Here is an 18,688-nt window from a genome sequence, read left to right as displayed (position 1 = left end):
AAACGGCCTCGGCATGCTGATTTACACCCCGTAAACTCCGCTGTTTCGGCCGCTTTCGCCTCGTTTGTTCCTAGCTCGCAAGCGCTTGCAAGATAGGCGGCCGCAAGCGAGAGAAGCCGCGACAGTGTCGCGGCTTCTCTCGTTGTGGAGCATCTGTTTTCGCGGCTCGCGGCTTTCGTGTTCAGTGCCGGCCGTGATGTTCCTCGGCGCGCTGGATGTTGGAAAGCTTGGGATTGACCTTGGGGTTGTGGCGATAGAGCAGGGCGACCTTGCCCAGCGTCTGGACCAGTTCTGCGCCGGAGGCCTCGACCAGCTCTTCGACCATCGCCTGGCGTTCCTCGCGGTCGGCAATCGCCAGCTTGACCTTGATCAGCTCGTGGTCTCGCAGCGCGCGGTCGAGTTCCTGCTGGGCGCCTTCGCTCAGACCGTTTTCACTCACGGTGACAATCGGCTGCAGGTGGTGGCCGATGCTGCGAAAGGCTTTCTTTTGTGCGGATGTTAGGCTCATGGTAATCTGACCGTTGGACTTCGCGATATTTTACAGCGGTGCTGCAATCGGTCTCACCACCGCACTGTCGAAACGCGCCATGTTACGGGTTTCGATGGCAACAGGAAAGATGCCGTTGCTCGTCGGCCGTGTCCGGGTACGACCCGATTTGGGATGGCCGGATCCGGGCATCGCCAAGTCCTGACACGGCTCAGTTCTGTGATGGCTAAGTCTTACAATGGCTGAGTCTCGACATGGCTCATACCTGTAATGGCTCAGTCCTGGCATGGCACGGTCGATGTGTCCGGCAGCTTGCGAGCTGCACTCCAGTCCCGCATTACCGCTCTTCGCTTTCTCGACTATTCTTCCAGGTGATCATCAGTGGCGCGCTCTTCCAGCTCTAGCTCCTCATCCGGCGCTGACAAGGTCGGTTCTCCCACGCGGCAAAGCAAAAGCAGCGCCGGCTGGATGAAAGAGCATTTCGACGATCGCTATGTTCAGCAGTCTTGGAAGGATGGGTATCGTTCGCGTGCAAGCTATAAGTTGCTGGAACTGGACGAGCGTGACAAGTTATTGCGTCCCGGCATGGCGGTGATCGATCTGGGCGCCGCGCCAGGCGGCTGGAGTCAGGTCGCCGCCGAGAAAGTCGGCACCGAGGGGATGGTGATCGCCTCCGATATTCTGGAGATGGATGCGCTGGCCGGTGTCAGCTTCATTCAGGGCGATTTCACCGAAGAGCAGGTGCTGGCAGCGATTCTGGGCGAGCTCGGTGAGCGCCGTGTCGATCTGGTGCTGTCAGACATGGCGCCGAATATGAGCGGCATGGCGGCGATCGACCAGCCACAGTCGATGTATCTGGTCGAGCTGGCGCTCGATCTGGCGAAGCAGACGTTATCGCCCGGCGGCCATTTTCTGGCCAAGGTTTTTCAGGGCGAAGGATTCGATGACTACCTGCGGGATCTGCGAGGCAGTTTCCGCAAGGTGGTAACGCGCAAGCCGGAGGCGTCACGGGCTCGGTCCCGGGAAGTCTACCTGTTGGCGCAAGGATTTCAGGGCTAGGCTTGCAAGCGTGGTTGAGCGACCCCATCTGGTGTAGTGTCAGATCACGGCAAGCGCAGGCAGCAAGGTTCGTACTACGAGGGTGGTGTCTTGAACGACATGGCGAAAAATCTAATTCTCTGGTTGGTCATCGCGGCTGTACTGCTGACGGTGTTCAACAATTTCAGTGTCGATAGCTCGCCGCAGACGATGAGCTATTCACAGTTCGTGCAGCAGGTCCAGAAGGACCAGGTGCGCAGCGTGACCATTGAGGGTTATACCATCAATGGCGAGCGGGACGACGGTACGCAGTTCCAGACCATCCGCCCGGCAGCCCAGGATCCCAAGCTGATGGACGACCTGCTGGCGCACGACGTCACCGTCGTCGGCCAGAAGCCCGAAGAGCAGAGCCTGTGGACGCGCTTGCTGATTGCCAGCTTCCCGATCCTGCTGATTCTGGGCATCTTCGTCTTCTTCATGCGTCAGATGCAGGGCGGTGGCGGTGGCAAAGGCGGGCCGATGAGCTTCGGCAAGTCGAAAGCTAAGCTGCTGAGCCAGGACCAGATCAAGTCCACCTTTGCCGATGTCGCCGGCTGTGACGAAGCTAAGGAGGAGGTCGTCGAACTGGTCGACTTTCTCAAGGATCCTTCGAAGTTCCAGCGTCTGGGTGGGCAGATTCCCCGCGGCGTGTTGATGGTGGGTCCGCCGGGCACGGGTAAGACCCTGTTGGCGAAAGCGATTGCCGGTGAAGCCAAGGTGCCGTTCTTCAGCATCTCGGGTTCGGACTTCGTCGAGATGTTCGTCGGCGTGGGTGCTTCCCGTGTCCGCGACATGTTCGAGCAGGCCAAGAAGCAGGCGCCTTGCATCATCTTTATCGATGAGATCGATGCCGTCGGTCGCCATCGTGGTTCCGGCATGGGCGGTGGTCATGACGAGCGCGAGCAGACGTTGAACCAGCTGCTGGTCGAGATGGACGGTTTCGAAGCCAACGACGGTATTATCGTGATCGCCGCCACCAACCGCCCCGACGTGCTCGATCCGGCGCTGCTGCGCCCGGGCCGCTTCGACCGCCAGGTCACCGTACCGCTGCCGGACATTCGGGGGCGCGAGCATATCCTCAACGTTCACCTGCGCAAGGTGCCGATGTCCGACGGCGTCCAGGCCAGCATCATTGCCCGCGGGACGCCCGGTTTCTCCGGCGCCGATCTGGCCAACCTGGTCAACGAGGCGGCTCTGTTCGCGGCGCGCCGCAATCGTCGCACCGTCGGCATGGAAGAGCTGGAGCTGGCCAAGGACAAGATTATGATGGGCTCCGAGCGGCGCTCCATGGTCATGTCGGAGAAGGACAAGCTCAATACCGCTTATCACGAGTCCGGCCACGCCATTATCGGTCTGGTGATGCCCGAGCACGATCCGGTCTACAAGGTCACCATCATTCCGCGCGGCCGAGCGTTGGGCGTGACCATGTTCCTGCCGGAAGAAGATCGTTACAGCTACTCCCGTCAGCAGATCATCAGTCAGCTCTGCTCGCTGTTTGGCGGACGTATTGCCGAAGAGATGACATTGGGGCCGAATGGCGTCACCACCGGTGCTTCCAACGATATCAAGCGTGCCACCGAGCTCGCGCACAGCATGGTCGCCAAGTGGGGCCTGTCCGAAGAGATGGGGCCGCTGATGTACGACGAGGACGAGTCGCATCAGTTCCTCGGCGGTCCGGGCCAGGGTGGTGGCAAGCTGAGCTCCGGCGAGACCTCGACCCGTCTGGACAAGGAAGTGCGTCGGATCATCGACGAGTGCTATGCCATGTCGCGCAAGATCCTCGAGGACAATCGTGACAAGCTCGACCTGATGGCGGAAGCGTTGATGCAGTACGAAACCATCGATGCCTTGCAGCTCAAGGACATCATGGAAGGCCGCAAGCCACGCCCGCCGAAGGATTGGGGCGACGACGGCCCGACCTCGGGTTCCGGTCGACCCGTCGACGATCCCGAGCCGCAGCCGAAGGAAGATGGTGCCGCGGACGATGAGTCCGACAGCCGTCGCCCGTCCGATCCGCTGGGTGGCCCCACGGGCCTGTAAGTGCCCCGGCATGCCTGCCTTGAAAGAACAGTGCTTCGAATAAGGAAGCGACAGCAATTGCGACAGGGCGTCAGAAATGGCGCCTTGTCGCGTTTCGAGCCAGTTGCGCGACGATCCCGGCCTGCCTAGAGTGGGCGTTTTTGCGAGTACGGATTTTCATGACTGACCCGGCACCCGTCGGCGCTCGCCTGCGCTGCGGTCATCACACTCTCGATCTTTCGCGCCCCTGCGTGATGGGTATTCTCAACGTGACGCCGGATTCGTTTTCGGATGGTGGCCGACACAACGGCCTGGACGCCGCCCGACGTCACGCCGAGCGCCTGCTGAACGAGGGAGCGGCTATCCTCGATGTCGGTGGAGAATCGACTCGTCCGGGTGCCGAGGCCGTACCGCTGGATGTCGAGCGTGATCGCGTGCTGCCGGTGGTCGACATGCTGGTGTCGGAGTTCGATGCGCTGGTATCGGTCGATACCAGCACCCCCGAACTGATTGGCGAGATCGCCCAGGCGGGCGCCGGCTTGATCAACGACGTGCGCTCGCTGACTCGCCCCGGCGCTCTGGCGGCAGCGGCGGCCACCGAGCTGCCGGTCTGTCTCATGCATATGCTGGGTGAGCCGCGGACGATGCAGCAGGCCCCCCATTACGAGCGGCCGGTCGAAATCGCCGTGGCCGATTTTCTCCGCGAAAGAGTGGCGGCCTGCGAGGCGGCGGGAATTGGGCGCGAGCGGCTGCTGCTGGATCCCGGGTTCGGTTTTGCCAAGACCCTCGAGCATAATCTGCAACTGCTCAATCGGCTGGAATCGCTGATGGCGTTGGAGTTGCCGCTCTTGGTGGGTATGTCGCGCAAGAGCATGATCGGCCAGACATTGGGTCGCCCCGTCGACCAGCGACTCCCCGGCGGATTGGCCTTGGCGGTGATGGCGGTGGAACGGGGCGCTAAAATCGTCAGAGCGCACGATGTCGCCTCCACGGTGGATGCAATCAATATGGCTTGGACTGTGCTTCAGGAGCGACCTTGCTTCAGGAACGACCAGCTTCAGGAACGACCAGCTTCAGGAACGGAGCGATCATGAGTAGACGTTATTTTGGTACCGACGGCATTCGTGGGACCGTCGGCGAGTATCCCATCACTGCCGATTTCATGCTCAAGCTGGGCTGGGCGATGGGTCGGGTGCTGGCCCGCAAGCTCTCCGGTCATCAGGCGCGGCACAAGTTTTCCCAGTCGACGCGGCCCAAGGTGATCATTGGCAAGGACACGCGGATCTCGGGTTACATGTTCGAATCGGCGCTGGAGGCAGGATTGTCGGCCGCCGGTGCCGATGTGTCGTTGCTGGGCCCCATGCCGACGCCGGGTATCGCCTATCTGACCCGGACGTTTCGTGCCGATGCTGGCATCGTGATCTCCGCGTCGCACAATCCGTACCAGGACAACGGCATCAAGTTCTTCTCGGCGGAAGGGCTGAAGCTCGCCGACGAGGTCGAAACGGAGATCGAGAACGAGCTGGATAGACCGCTGGAGACGATGGCGCCGAATCAGCTCGGCAAGGCGGTCCGGATCAACGATGCCGCCGGACGCTATATCGAATTCTGCAAATCCACGGTCCACAATCGTCTCGAGCTGCACGGCCTGCGAATCGTGCTGGACTGCGCCCACGGGGCGACCTATCACATCGCACCCAATGTCTTTCGCGAGCTGGGAGCCGACGTCAGCGTGATCGGCGGCGAGCCCGACGGTCTCAATATCAACCAGGACGTAGGCTCGACGCATACCGGGCGCTTGAGCGAAGCCGTGCTGGCCCGCCAGGCCGATTTGGGTATCGCCTTTGACGGCGACGGCGACCGGGTGCTGCTGATCGATCGCCACGGCAAGCTGGTGGACGGCGACGAGATTCTCTATATCATCGCGCGGGATCTGCACGCCCGGGGCAAGCTCAATGGCGGGGTTGTGGGTACGCTCATGACCAACTTCGGTCTGGCGGCGGCTTTCGAAAAACAGGGCATCCCCTTCGAGCGGGCCAAGGTGGGCGATCGATATGTGGTCGAACGGCTGCTCGCCAACGATTGGCTGCTGGGGGGCGAGGCGTCCGGCCACATCGTCTGCCGCAACGTACAGACGACCGGTGACGGAATCGTCGCCGCGCTGCAGGTGCTGGCGGTGATGATGCGAGAAGGCGCGCCGCTGGAGCAGCTGCTCGATGGCTTCGAGAAGGCGCCGCAGTCGCTGATCAATGTTCGACTGCCCGCGGGCTTCGATGCCAGAACGCTGTTGGACAGCCAGGCGCTGCGCCAGACGGTAAGTTCGGTCGAGGATGAGCTGGGCGGTAGCGGTCGGGTGTTGTTGCGCCCGTCGGGCACGGAGCCGTTGATCCGGGTCATGGTGGAAGGACGGCCACGATTCGATGTTCAAGCCATGGCCCAGCGGATCGCCGATAGCGTCGAAACCTTGATCGCCTGAACCACGAGATAGCCGGCGGCACTTGTTGTCTTGCTGTCAAGGCTCTTATACCATGTCGCACCACCGATGGGAGGTTGCATGCGCAAGCCGTTGATCACGGGTAACTGGAAGATGAACGGCTCGGCGGGATTGGTCGAGACGTTTGGTCGAGCATTCGCCGAGATTGAGTTGCCGTCGCCAGTCGACGTGGTGATCCATCCTCCGTTTCCCTACCTCGATGCCGCGCGCCGCGCGTTCTCGGACACGCCTCTCGGCCTGGGTGCGCAAACGCTGAATCCGTTGTCCTCCGGTGCGCGCACCGGTGAAGTCAGCGGCCAGATGCTCGGCGAATTCGGGGTCGAGTACGTGCTGGTTGGCCACTCCGAGCGTCGCCAGCTCTTTCAGGAAAGCGACGAGCAGGTTTACGAGCGTGTGGTCGCGGCGCTTCAGGCCGGGATCAGCCCGATCCTGTGCGTGGGCGAGACGCTCGAAGAGCGCGATGCCGGCCACTCCGAGGAAGTCGTGTTGCGCCAGGTAGGCTACGTCATGGCCCGGCTCGAGCCGAGTCAGCGGCGCCAGATGACGCTTGCTTACGAGCCCGTCTGGGCCATCGGTACCGGACGTACTGCGACACCGGAGCAGGCTCAGCAGATGATGGCCGCGATTCGCGCCTATCAGGCCGGCTTCGACCGTGAGTTGGCTGAGTCGCTGCGTCTGCTTTACGGCGGCAGCATGAGTGCGGATAACGCACGGGCGTTGCTCGCGCAGCAAGATATCGACGGCGGCCTGATCGGCGGAGCGTCGCTCAAGGTCGACGATTTTATAGCGATTTGTCAGTCAGCAGGTTGATTTCATGCAAATAGCAATTTTGTTGGTTCACGTTCTGGCCGCCATCGCTCTGGTGGTGTTTGTCCTGCTGCAGCAGGGCAAGGGAGCCGAAGCGGGCGCGGCTTTTGGCGGCGGTTCCTCGCAGACCGTCTTCGGTTCGCGCGGTAGCGGCGGGTTTCTGTCCAAGCTGACAGGTGGTCTGGCGGCGCTGTTTTTCGTCACGTCGCTGGGGCTCGCGTACTTCGCCACCAACGCGGGCAATGCGCCGCAAAGTGGTATTCCCGACGCTCAAGTGATCGAGCAGCAACAAAATGGCGCGCCTTCGCTTGACGATGGTGCCCAAAGCGGGAATAATGCTGCGCCAGCACTCGAGGAAGGTGGCGGTCAGGAATCGTCAAATCCTTGAGTGGAAAGGAAAACTCGCTACGTTTAGCTAGACCTGTAGATGTTGCGAGATTGGTGTAGCGTTTCGGTGCTACACACCCCTGATGCCGAAGTGGTGGAATTGGTAGACACGCTATCTTGAGGGGGTAGTGACCTTATGGTCGTGCGGGTTCAAGTCCCGCCTTCGGCACCATCGCCAAGCTTGCCGATTCGGTAAGTCGGGCGATAAAGCAAAAGTTTCAGCAAGACGATTCCGCTTGCCGATGTCGGTAAAAAGAATCGGGCGATATCACGGCCTTCCTTGACCCATCTCAAGGTCGTTTCTATAATCGCCAACCTGATGTTGCGGGGTGGAGCAGTCTGGTAGCTCGTCGGGCTCATAACCCGAAGGTCATCGGTTCAAATCCGGTCCCCGCTACCAAGTTTTTTGAAAGGCCCCTTCCTGAGAAGGGGCTTTTTGTTAGCGGCTCTGTCGTTTTCAACGTGTTGTCGTTGTCGACGTCGCTGCTGACGCCAATGCCAGTCAGCCACCTAGCACCTTGCATGTCTCTCAACTCCCGGTCAGGTGCCTGATGCAACTGCTGTAGGAGTCGTTTGTGGTCACCAAGGACGCAGCACTGTATGCGCTCATCGAGCCGGTGGTTACCGCCATGGGCTTCGAGCTGTGGGGCCTCGATTATCTGGCTCAGGGTAAGCACTCCAAGCTGATGGTCTATATCGATAGCCCCAACGGCATCTCGGTCGATGATTGCGCTGGCGTCAGTCGCCAGATCAGCGGCGTCATGGATGTCGAAGATCCCATCCCGGGCAATTACAGCCTGGAGGTTTCCTCTCCAGGACTCGATCGCCCACTTTATACGCTTGATCATTTTTCGCGCTTTCGCGGCCAGGTGGTGCAGCTCAAGCTACGCACCGCGTTTGATGGTCGGCGCAAGTTTCAGGGGCGCTTGGCCGGTATCGACGGCGACGAAGTGCTGCTGCACATGGACTCGGAAGAATACTGCTTTCCCATCGAAAGCATCGATCAGGCTCGCGTCGTCCCGCAGTTCGACGACTGATTTCGATCACCTGTTATTCGATAATCCAGTTGTTCGAGACTGACTCATTCATTCGAGACCGACTCAGTTATTCGAGATCAAGAACCGGTTTTTCGGCGAGGCATAGCCATGAGCAAAGAGATACTGCTGGTCGTTGACGCCATCTCCAATGAGAAGAGCGTGCCCCGAGACGTCATTTTCGAGGCGGTCGAGGCGGCGTTGGCCAGCGCGTCGCGCAAGCGTTTCGAAGGCCAGGACGTCAGCATTCGCGTTCAGATTGATCGCCGCACCGGCGAGTACGATACTTTCCGCCGCTGGGTCGTGGTCGAAGACGAAGAGTATCTCAGTGAAGATCGCGAAGTGCCGCTGTCCGAGGCGGAAAAACGCGAGCCCCCGCTGGCAGCAGGCGATGTCATCGAAGATCAGGTCGAGTCGGTGGCGTTCGGACGGATCGCCGCCCAGACCGCCAAACAGGTCATCGTGCAGAAGGTGCGCGAGGCAGAGCGGGCCCAGATCGTCAAGCAGTACACCGAGCGGGAAGGTGAGCTGGTGGCGGGTATCGTCAAGAAAACGACACGTGATGGCCTGATCATTGATCTTGGCGAGAATGCCGAAGGGTTTCTGCCGCGAGGCGAGATGATTCCCGGCGAGCGTTACCGCATGAACGAGCGGGTGCGCGCGCTGCTGTGGAAGGTCGATGCGGAAGCACGCGGCTCTCAGCTGATTCTGTCGCGGACCAAGCCGGGTGTACTGGTCGAGCTGTTCAAGATCGAAGTGCCGGAAATTGCCGAACAATTGATCGAGATCAAGGGGGCCGCCCGGGATCCGGGTGCGCGTGCCAAGATCGCGGTCAAGACCAATGACAGGCGCATCGATCCGGTCGGTGCCTGTGTCGGCATGCGTGGTTCACGCGTGCAAGCGGTGTCCAACGAGCTGCGTAACGAGCGCGTGGACATCATATTATGGGACGACAACCCTGCGCAGTTGGTGATCAATGCCATGGCGCCGGCGGAAGTCGCTTCCATCCTCGTCGACGAGGACGCCCATTCGATGGACGTCGCCGTTGGCGAAGACAACCTCGCTCAGGCCATCGGTCGTAGCGGACAGAACGTCAGGCTCGCCAGCGAGTTGACGGGCTGGACGCTCAACGTCATGACCGTCGATGAAGCCGAGGGTAAACGCGAGCAGGAAGTCGACAGCCTGGTCGAATATTTCATCAACCATCTCGAGATCGACGAAGACGTTGCCCGTATCCTGGTCGAGGAAGGGTTCACGACGATCGAAGAGCTGGCCTATGTGCCGCTCGAAGAGATGCTGGAGATCGAAGAGTTCGATGAGGATCTGGTCGAGGAACTTCGTGCACGAGCCAAGGATGAGCTTCTCAACTTGGCCATCGCGTCGGAAGAGCAATTGGACGGCGCTCAGCCCGCCGAAGACCTTCTCACGATGGACGGCATGGACCGCCACCTGGCTTTCATTCTTGCCAGCCGTGGCATCGTCACCATGGAGGACCTCGCAGAACAGTCCATCGAGGATTTGAAGGATATCGACGACGTGGACGAGGAGCGCGCAGCGGCACTGATCATGACTGCCCGTGCGCCTTGGTTTCAGAGCGAAGAGTAACGTGGTCACGGGTTCAGGAGGGTCGTAATGTCAGACATGACCGTAGAAGAGTTTGCCGGCAAGGTGGGACGCGATGTGTCCCGCTTGCTTGAACAGATGAAGGATGCGGGTTTGCCGCATCAGAAAGAAAGCGACGCGGTCTCCGAAGAAGACAAGCAACGTCTGCTCGATCACCTGACCAAGAGTCACGGTGGTGGCCGCGGCCCGCGCAATCGCATCACCTTGACGCGCAACACCCGCAGCAAGATCCGTTCGGGCGAGCGCGGCAAGACCATCGAGGTGCAGGTGCGCAAGAAGCGGACCTACGTCAAGCGGGATGCGGAACCGGTCGAGGAAGCACCGGCCGAGGAGAGCGGGCCGCGTCAGCTGGTTGGCGACATGGCCGACCAGGCGCAGCAGCAGGCTGACCAGCAGTCCAGCGCCGAGGTGGCCAACGAGTCGGTTCAGGAAAGTGCCGGCCAGGAGGTCTCCAACAAGGCCGCCGCACCGGCTCCCGAGCCGCAGGCGCCAGGTGCCGATATTTCTCAGGAGCCGCAGGTCGAGGACAACGAGCCGACTTCCAACAGTCAGCCGTTCGTCGAGGCGCCGCCCAAGGAACCGCGTACCGAGAATCGTCGCGCCCATCCGAAGAAGGACAAGGAGCGTGATCAGGGTCGCCGCGGACGTCGTGACGACAATGATGATCGCTCCGAGCGTCGTCGCGGTACCGGTGCCAAGAAGGTCAAGCGTGCCGAGCGTCGCGGCAGTCGCCGCGGTCGCAGCGACAACGAGCACGGCTTCCAGCGTCCGACTCAGCCGATCGTGCGCGAAGTCGCCCTGCCGGAGTCGATCAGCGTTGCCGAGCTGGCGGACAAGATGTCGGTCAAGGCCAACGAAGTGATCAAGGCCATGTTCAACATGGGCGCGGCGGTCACCATCAACCAGACCATCGATCAGGACACTGCCGCGATCGTGGTCGAGGAGATGGGGCACAAGCCGAAGCTGGTCAAGGAAGATGCGCTCGAGACCGCAGTGCTCGAAGGCATCTCCTATGAAGGCGACGAGATCACCCGTTCGCCGGTCGTGACCGTCATGGGTCACGTCGACCACGGCAAGACTTCGCTGCTCGACTTCATCCGTCGGACCAAGGTCGCGACTGGCGAAGCCGGTGGTATCACCCAGCATATCGGGGCGTACCACGTCGAAGGCGAACATGGTGGCGTCACTTTCCTGGATACCCCGGGTCACGCAGCGTTTACCGCCATGCGTGCTCGTGGTGCCCAGGCGACCGACGTCGTCATCCTGGTCGTCGCGGCGGACGATGGTGTCATGCCGCAGACGGTCGAAGCCGTCGAGCACGCCAAGGCCGCCAACGTGCCGCTGGTCGTCGCGATCAACAAGATCGACAAGGAAGGCGCCGATCTCGATCGGATTCGCAACGAGCTGTCTCAGCACGGCGTGATTTCCGAAGAGTGGGGCGGCGATACCCAGTTCGTGTCGGTCTCGGCGAAAACCGGTGACGGCATCGATCAGCTGCTCGAAGCGGTACTGCTGGTTTCCGAAGTGCTCGAGCTCAAGGCCGTTCCCGAAGCGCCCGGCAAGGGTGTGGTGGTCGAATCGCGCCTCGACAAGGGCCGCGGTCCGGTGGCAACGGTGCTGGTACAGAACGGTACGCTCAAGCGTGGCGATATCGTCCTCGCCGGCCTGCATTATGGCCGTGTCCGGGCGTTGACCAACGAACTCGGCAAGCAGGTCGAGTCGGTGGGCCCGGCCATGCCGGTCGAGATCCAGGGTCTCGACGGTACGCCGGAAGCCGGCGAAGACTTCATGGTGCTCACCGACGAGAAGAAGGCGCGTGAAATCGCCAACTTCCGCCAGGGCAAGTACCGCGAAGTTCGTCTCGCACGGCAGCAGAAGGCCAAGCTGGAGAACATGTTCAGCCAGATGGGCCAAGGCGATGTCGCCAAGGTCAACGTCGTCCTCAAGGTCGACGTGCAGGGCTCGCTGGAAGCGATCCGTGGCGCACTGGAAGAACTCTCCACCGACGAAGTTCAGGTCGCGGTCGTCTCCTCCGGGGTCGGCGGTATCACCGGAACCGACGCTAACCTGGCGCTCGCCAGTGAAGCGATTCTGGTCGGCTTCAACGTCCGTGCCGACGCCTCTGCTCGCGAAATCGTCGAACGTGAAGGGCTGGATCTGCGCTATTACAGCGTCATCTACCAGCTGATCGACGAGGTCAAGCAGGCCATGAGTGGCATGCTGGCACCGGAGTGGAAAGAAGAGATCGTCGGTATTGCCGAAGTGCGCGATGTGTTCAAGGCGCCGAAGATCGGTGCCATCGCCGGCTGTATGGTCGTCGAGGGCTCCGTGCACCGCAACAAGAAGATCCGTGTCCTGCGCGACAACGTGGTCATCTACGAAGGCGAGCTGGAATCCCTGCGTCGCTTCAAGGATGACGTCAACGAAGTGCGCAACGGCATGGAGTGCGGTATCGGCGTCAAGAACTACAACGACGTCCAGGTCGGCGACAAGATCGAGGTCTTCGATCAGGTCAAGGTCGAGCGTACCCTGTAAGTGACAGGATCCCGCGGGTGCCTGCGTTTTACGACATAGGCGCTTGCGGGATCTCGAGAGGCAACGATGCGCGAATTCAAACGAACCGACCGGGTCGCCGACCAGCTACAGCAGGAGCTGGCCGTGCTGATCCAGCGCGAGATCAAGGATCCGCGTCTGGGGATGGTCACGGTCAGCTCGGTAACGGTCAGTCGCGATCTGGGTTACGCCGATATCTACGTGACGCTTCTGGGCGAGAACGATCCGGAGCGGGTCAAGGAAAACATGGCCGTGCTCAAGCGGGCGGCCGGGTTTCTGCGCTCCCAGATCGCGCGTCGGATCAAGCTGCGTCACGTTCCCGAGCTACGTTTTCACTACGATGAAAGCGTGGTACGCGGGCACAAGCTGTCGGCCCTGATCGATGAAGCCGTCGGCAGGGACCGTCCGCCGGAAGGCGGCGAGGTGACTCCGGAAGACGGGGCTCTCGAAGAAGACACTCTGGAAGACGAGGCTCACGATAGCGAGTCTCGGAAAGAGGATGGAGAGTCGCGCTGATGGCTCGGCGTCGTAAGGGGTTGCCCATCAATGGGGTGCTGCTGCTCGACAAGCCCAAGGGCGTATCGAGCAATCATGCGCTCCAGCGTGCCAGGCGGTTGTTTCAGGCACGCAAGGCGGGGCACACCGGCACGCTGGACCCGATGGCAACCGGCTTGTTGCCGGTCTGCCTGGGGGAGGCGACCAAGTTCTCCGCTCACCTGCTCGAAGCCGACAAGGTCTACCGTACCCGAATCAAATTCGGTGAAGTGACTGCCACCGGCGATGCAGAAGGTGAAGTGGTTGAGCGCCGGTCGCTGCCTTCGAGACTGGATCATGACGCGGTCGAAGCCGCCCTCGAGCGTTTCCGCGGCGAGATCGAGCAGATCCCGCCGATGTATTCGGCGCTGAAGCATCAGGGGCGCAAACTCTACGAGCTTGCGCGTCAGGGCGAAACGGTTGAACGTGCGCCGCGACGCGTGACGATATATGATATGCGCCCGCTCGGCTGGGAGCCCGATGGTCTCTGGTTGCAGGTTCGCTGCAGCAAGGGCACCTACATTCGGACGCTGGCCGAGGATATCGGAGCCGAACTGGGTTTCGGCGCCCACATCACCGCGCTGGAGCGCCTGGAAACAGGACCGTTCGGCAGTAAAGGGCGGCTATCCTTCGAGGCACTCGAGGCGATGAGCGATGAACAACGACTGGCGCAGCTATTGCCGGTCGATGTCATGCTCGCCCATCTTCCGACGCTCGAGGTCGCGGAAAGCGTGGCGCATAGCCTGCTTCTGGGTCAGCGGGCGGCGGTACCGGAAAGCCAATTGGCACCGGGAGCAACCGCAAGACTCTATCGCGACGAATCCTTTCTGGGATTGGTCGAGATGACCGCGCCGGGGGAAGTGACTCCTCGACGTCTGGTCGACACGACAGCAGCGGAGCCGAGCTGAGCCTTTTGGGGCCAGACGGACATGCTGTCAGCATCGCTTCGATGCGCCCGTCTTCGTGACGGTTAACCGGGAGGCTGCAAATATGCGTGGTCTCCGACATTCATCATTCAGGCATATTGCTTGCTGGAGAGTTTTTCATGGCACTAACTGCTGAAAAGAAGGCCGAGATCGTCAAGGAATTTGGTCAGGGCGAAAGCGACACCGGTTCCCCGGAAGTCCAGGTCGCACTGCTGAGCGCCAACATCGACGGTCTGCAGGGTCACTTCAAGGATCACAAGCAGGATCACCACTCTCGTCGTGGCCTGATCCGCATGGTTAACCAGCGTCGTAAACTGCTGGACTACCTCAAGGGCAAGGACTTCGAACGCTATCAGGCGTTGATCAAGAAGCTTGGCCTGCGCCGCTAAATCGCTGAGCCGCCGCTTCCGGCGGTGCTAGCGACAGCCGATGGCCTGGTGCCGTTGGTGAAAGAGCCCTACCGATCCGTTCGGTGGGGCTTTTTTGTGGATAACTGTTTTTCCTCGACCCTGCGGCGCCACTTCCTGCTGTCAGGCGCTGCGCTCGAATGAGTGATGGAACGTTCAGCCCAAGCTTCGCTTGGCCTCAGGCGTCGAATTGATCGTTTGCACTGATTCGTTCCCGGCGCGCAAGCTGGAGCCTATCTCGAACGACAAATTCAATGACGCAGGAGGACGCATGACGCGACCCAATATTCTGGTACTGATGGCCGACCAGGTGAACGGCACGTTGTTTCAGGACGGGCCGGCGGACTTTCTGCACGCGCCCAATCTCAAGAAGCTGGCCAAACGATCGGTCAATTTCAGCAACGCCTATACGCCGAGCTATCTGTGCGCGCCGGGCCGTGCGGCCTTCATGTCGGGCCAGTTGCCGTCGCGTACCGGCGTCTACGACAACGCCGCCGAGTTCCGTTCAGCGGTGCCGACCTGGGCCCATCACCTGCGTCGCGCCGGCTACTCGACCTGCCTCTCCGGCAAGATGCATTTCGTGGGGCCGGATCAGTTGCACGGTTTCGAGACGCGCTTGACCACCGATGTCTATCCCGCCGACTTCGGCTGGACGCCGGACTATCGCCAGCCCGGCGAGCGCATCGACTGGTGGTATCACAATCTGGGCTCGGTCACCGGCGCCGGCGTCGCCGAGATCTCCAACCAGATGGAGTACGACGACGAAGTCGCCTTCCACGCCGAGCAGAAACTGTTCGATCTCTCCCGCGGACATGACGCGCGTCCGTGGTCGATGTGCGTGAGCTTCACCCACCCGCACGACCCTTATGTCACGCGGCGCAAATTCTGGGATCTGTACGAAGACTGCGAGCATCTCGATCCGGAGCAGGACGTGGTGCCCTTCGACGAACTCGATCCGCACAGTCAGCGGGTCTTCGAGGCCAACGACTACACCAAGTTCGATATCCAGCCGGAAGACGTGCGTCGGGCACGCCGCGGTTATTTCGCCAATATTTCCTATATCGATGACAAGGTCGGTTCGATCCTGGACGTGCTGGAACGGACCCGGATGCTCGACAACACCATCATCGTGGTCTGCTCCGATCACGGCGACATGATTGGCGAGAAGGGGCTGTGGTTCAAAATGAGCCCGTTCGAAGGCTCCTCCAGAGTGCCGCTGATGATTGCCGCGCCGGGCCTCGAACCGCGCTCGGTCAAGGCGCCGGTATCGACCATCGACATCAATGCCACGCTGGCCGATCTGGTGGGCATCGATCTCTCCGAAGTCGAACCCTGGACCGATGGCGAGTCGCTGCTGCCGCTGGCGCGAGGTGGCAGCCGCGAGACGCCGGTCTACATGGAGTACGCCGCCGAGGGCACGCAGGCGCCGCTGGTGACGATTCGCGAAGGCCAGTGGAAGTTCAACCACTGCGAGATCGACCCGCCGCAGCTGTTCGATCTCGAGGCCGATCCGAACGAGACCCGCAATCTGGCCGACGACCCGGACTACGCCGAGACGCTGGCGGAATTCCAGGCCAAGGTCCGCGAGCGCTGGGACATGCAGCGTTTCGACGCCGAGGTTCGCGAAAGCCAGGCACAGCGGCTGATCGTCTACGAAGCGCTGCGCAACGGGCACTACTATCCGTGGGATCACCAGCCGTTGCAGGACGCTTCCCAGCGCTACATGCGCAACCACATGGATCTCAACATCGTCGAGGAGTCTCAGCGCTTCCCCCGCGGTGAATAATACGTCGGCTGCAGGAGGCCGAGGCGGCAATCATTTCGCGCGTGGCGTATGAGCGAGCGCCGCATCCGCGTATAATCCGTCTACGACGAACGTCCCAGACGAAAGCCGAGCCTGTCTCGGCTTTCGTCTTTTCATTCTGTCGTCGTTTCATTCACGCCCTTTCCCGCGAGATTCCCCGCTGTGCTCTCTACTGCCAACATCACCATGCAGTTTGGCCCCAAGCCGCTGTTCGAGAACGTTTCCGTCAAATTCGGCGGTGGCCATCGCTATGGCTTGATCGGCGCCAACGGCTGCGGCAAGTCCACCTTCATGAAGATTCTGGGGGGCGACCTGGAGCCAAGCGGCGGCCAGGTGATGAAGGATGCCACCACGCGGCTGGGTAAACTGCGCCAGGATCAGTTCGCGTTCGAGAACGAGCGGGTGATCGATACCGTGATCATGGGCCACGAGGAGCTGTGGGAGGTGGCCGCTGAACGCGAGCGGATCTACTCTCAGGCGGCGATGAGCGACGAGGACGGCATGAAGGTCGCCGATCTGGAAGTCCGCTTCGCCGAACTCGAGGGTTATACCGCCGAGTCCCGCGCCGGCGAACTACTGCTGGGGCTGGGCATTCCGCTCGAACAGCACACTCAGCCGATGAGCGTGGTGGCGCCGGGCTGGAAGCTGCGGGTGTTATTGGCACAGGCGCTGTTCAGCGATCCCGACGTGCTGCTGCTCGACGAGCCCACCAACCATCTGGATATCAACACCATCCGCTGGCTGGAAGACATCCTGCGGGCCCGCAGCTCGACGATGATCATCATCTCTCACGATCGTCACTTCCTGAACAGCGTCTGCACCCATATGGCGGATCTCGACTACGGCGAGCTGCGGCTGTTCCCGGGTAACTACGACGAGTACATGATCGCCGCGACCCAGGCCCGCGAGCGCCTGCACTCCGAAAACGCCAAGAAGAAGGCCGAAATCGCCGAGCTGCAGCAGTTCGTCAGCCGTTTCTCGGCCAACGCCTCCAAGGCCAAGCAGGCGACATCGCGTCAGCGCAAGATCGACAAGATCCAGCTCGACGAGGTCAAGCCGTCGTCGCGAGTCAGCCCGTTCATCCGTTTCGAGCAGACCAAGAAGATCCATCGCCATGCGCTGACGGCGGAGAAACTCTCCAAGGCGTGGGGCGACAACGTACTGTTCGATCGCCTGGGCCTGCAGATCGAAGCCGGCGAACGAGTGGCGATCATCGGCCCCAACGGCATCGGCAAGACCACGCTGCTCAATTGCCTGGTCGGCACGATGACGCCGGATGCCGGCGAGGTGAAGTGGACCGACGCAGCCGAAGTGGGTTACTTCGCCCAGGACCACGCCGCCGACTTCGAAAGCGGCGAGACGCTGTTCGACTGGATGCGCCAGTGGACCACCGAGGGCGAGCAGACCGTTCGCGGTGCGCTGGGTCGGATGCTGTTCTCCAACGATGACATCGGCAAGTCGGTCAAGGTGATCTCCGGCGGCGAGCAGGGGCGGATGCTGTTCGGCAAGCTGATCCTGCAGAAGCCCAACGTGCTGGTGATGGATGAGCCCACCAACCACCTCGACATGGAATCGATCGAGGCGCTCAACCTGGCACTGGACAACTATCCCGGCACGCTGATCTTCGTCAGCCACGACCGTGAATTCGTCGGCTCGCTGGCCACCAGAATCATCGAGATGAAAGAGGACGGCATCGTCGATTTCAGCGGCAACTACGACGACTATCTGCGCAGCCAGGGCGTATACGGCTAGCGTTCGCTGCACTACCGCTCTCTGACCGGGTTTGGGCTACGCTGAACGACAGCGAGTCCATTCCCTTTCAGGAGCTTCCCGCCATGACATCCGCCCTTCCCCAGCGCATTGATCCGATCAAGACCGCCCTGGTACTGATCGAATTCCAGAACGATTTCACCTCTGAAGGCGGCGCGCTTCACGATGCCGTGAAAGGCGTGATGGCGGGCAATGACATGCTGGCCAAGACCCGGGATCTGGTCGCCAGAGCGCGTGCCGCGGGCGTCAGCATTCTCCATGCGCCGATTCAGTTCGCGCCGGGGTACGGCGAGATCACGGCCCGACCCTACGGCATTCTGGCGGGAGTGGTGAACAGTAGTGCGTTCGTCAAAGGTGAATGGGGTGCCGAAATCTGCGAGGCACTCACGCCGCAGCCCGATGACATCGTCATCGAGGGCAAGCGTGGTCTGGACACCTTCGCCTCGACCAACCTCGACTTCATCCTGCGCAGCAAGCGTATCGAAACGATCGCCCTGGCCGGTTTCCTGACCAACTGCTGCGTCGAATCGACCATGCGCTCGGGCTACGAGAAGGGTTTCGAGGTGCTGACGCTGACCGATGCCGTCGCCGCCACCAGCGAAGCCGAGCACGATGCCGCCATCGCCTACGACTACCCGATGTTCTCCAGGCCGATGACCAGCGAGGAGTTCGCCGGATTACTCCCGGGCGCCGCGTAGGCGCGAAACGTTTCCGGGTCCGGGAGAGAAACGCCGTCGCGGGGGTCTTATGTAAAGATCTATCGTAA

General features: G+C 61.3%; 16 protein-coding genes and 2 tRNA genes. 17 read left to right on the top strand and 1 reads right to left on the bottom strand.

Annotated features, from left to right (window positions below; genetic code table 11):
* Positions 1-181: 181 nt before the first annotated feature.
* Positions 182-508 (bottom strand): ribosome assembly RNA-binding protein YhbY, encoded by a 327-nt coding sequence (gene yhbY, locus ACUN9V_RS13165; protein WP_075560501.1) that lies wholly within the window; start codon positions 506-508, stop codon positions 182-184.
* A gap of 360 nt (positions 509-868) precedes the next feature.
* Here yhbY and rlmE point away from each other — a divergent pair, with 360 nt between their 5' ends.
* From rlmE to ACUN9V_RS13080, 17 genes are all read left to right on the top strand, one after another.
* Positions 869-1,546, top strand: coding sequence for a 23S rRNA (uridine(2552)-2'-O)-methyltransferase RlmE (rlmE, locus tag ACUN9V_RS13160; protein WP_445511716.1), 678 nt, complete (start codon positions 869-871; stop codon positions 1,544-1,546).
* Between the two features lie 90 nt (positions 1,547-1,636).
* The gene (gene ftsH, locus ACUN9V_RS13155) at positions 1,637-3,604 is read left to right on the top strand and encodes an ATP-dependent zinc metalloprotease FtsH (protein ID WP_110693131.1); all 1,968 of its coding nucleotides are present in this window, start codon (positions 1,637-1,639) and stop codon (positions 3,602-3,604) included.
* Between the two features lie 158 nt (positions 3,605-3,762).
* Complete coding sequence (gene folP / locus ACUN9V_RS13150; protein WP_445511715.1) at positions 3,763-4,677, top strand: dihydropteroate synthase; 915 nt, start codon at positions 3,763-3,765, stop codon at positions 4,675-4,677.
* On the top strand, positions 4,674-6,059 hold the full coding sequence (gene glmM, locus ACUN9V_RS13145) for a phosphoglucosamine mutase (protein WP_445511714.1): 1,386 nt from the start codon (positions 4,674-4,676) through the stop codon (positions 6,057-6,059). The genes folP and glmM overlap by 4 nt, the downstream gene beginning before the upstream one ends.
* A gap of 78 nt (positions 6,060-6,137) precedes the next feature.
* Entirely contained in the window at positions 6,138-6,887 is a 750-nt protein-coding gene (gene tpiA, locus ACUN9V_RS13140) for a triose-phosphate isomerase (protein WP_445511713.1), read from the top strand.
* 4 nt (positions 6,888-6,891) lie between these two features.
* Positions 6,892-7,272: a preprotein translocase subunit SecG gene (gene secG, locus ACUN9V_RS13135; RefSeq protein WP_075560507.1), complete on the top strand. Its 381-nt coding sequence runs from the start codon at positions 6,892-6,894 to the stop codon at positions 7,270-7,272.
* An 84-nt stretch (positions 7,273-7,356) separates the two neighbouring features.
* A tRNA-Leu gene (locus ACUN9V_RS13130) sits at positions 7,357-7,443 on the top strand.
* 151 nt (positions 7,444-7,594) lie between these two features.
* A tRNA-Met gene (locus ACUN9V_RS13125) sits at positions 7,595-7,671 on the top strand.
* 175 nt (positions 7,672-7,846) lie between these two features.
* The gene (rimP, locus tag ACUN9V_RS13120) at positions 7,847-8,308 is read left to right on the top strand and encodes a ribosome maturation factor RimP (protein ID WP_075560508.1); all 462 of its coding nucleotides are present in this window, start codon (positions 7,847-7,849) and stop codon (positions 8,306-8,308) included.
* Positions 8,309-8,416: 108 nt separating this feature from the next.
* Positions 8,417-9,910: a transcription termination factor NusA gene (gene nusA, locus ACUN9V_RS13115; protein ID WP_439303032.1), complete on the top strand. Its 1,494-nt coding sequence runs from the start codon at positions 8,417-8,419 to the stop codon at positions 9,908-9,910.
* A 27-nt stretch (positions 9,911-9,937) separates the two neighbouring features.
* Positions 9,938-12,463 carry a translation initiation factor IF-2 gene (infB, locus tag ACUN9V_RS13110; protein WP_075560510.1) on the top strand — a complete coding sequence of 842 codons (2,526 nt, stop codon included), beginning with the start codon at positions 9,938-9,940 and terminating at the stop codon, positions 12,461-12,463.
* 66 nt (positions 12,464-12,529) lie between these two features.
* Positions 12,530-12,997 carry a 30S ribosome-binding factor RbfA gene (gene rbfA, locus ACUN9V_RS13105; protein ID WP_445511712.1) on the top strand — a complete coding sequence of 156 codons (468 nt, stop codon included), beginning with the start codon at positions 12,530-12,532 and terminating at the stop codon, positions 12,995-12,997.
* Positions 12,997-13,923, top strand: a complete 927-nt coding sequence (gene truB, locus ACUN9V_RS13100; RefSeq protein WP_445511711.1) for a tRNA pseudouridine(55) synthase TruB — start codon at positions 12,997-12,999, stop codon at positions 13,921-13,923. The genes rbfA and truB overlap by 1 nt, the downstream gene beginning before the upstream one ends.
* A 137-nt stretch (positions 13,924-14,060) precedes the next feature.
* Positions 14,061-14,330: a 30S ribosomal protein S15 gene (rpsO, locus tag ACUN9V_RS13095; RefSeq protein ID WP_075560513.1), complete on the top strand. Its 270-nt coding sequence runs from the start codon at positions 14,061-14,063 to the stop codon at positions 14,328-14,330.
* Positions 14,331-14,619: 289 nt separating this feature from the next.
* The gene (gene betC, locus ACUN9V_RS13090) at positions 14,620-16,134 is read left to right on the top strand and encodes a choline-sulfatase (protein ID WP_445511710.1); all 1,515 of its coding nucleotides are present in this window, start codon (positions 14,620-14,622) and stop codon (positions 16,132-16,134) included.
* A 180-nt stretch (positions 16,135-16,314) separates the two neighbouring features.
* Positions 16,315-17,904 carry an ABC-F family ATPase gene (locus ACUN9V_RS13085; RefSeq protein ID WP_110693123.1) on the top strand — a complete coding sequence of 530 codons (1,590 nt, stop codon included), beginning with the start codon at positions 16,315-16,317 and terminating at the stop codon, positions 17,902-17,904.
* An 83-nt stretch (positions 17,905-17,987) separates the two neighbouring features.
* Positions 17,988-18,620, top strand: coding sequence for a cysteine hydrolase (locus ACUN9V_RS13080; protein WP_445511709.1), 633 nt, complete (start codon positions 17,988-17,990; stop codon positions 18,618-18,620).
* Positions 18,621-18,688 lie beyond the last annotated feature (68 nt).

This window comes from Salinicola sp. V024 (assembly GCF_052645315.1).
This window is presented reverse-complemented; position numbering and strand designations above follow the sequence as displayed.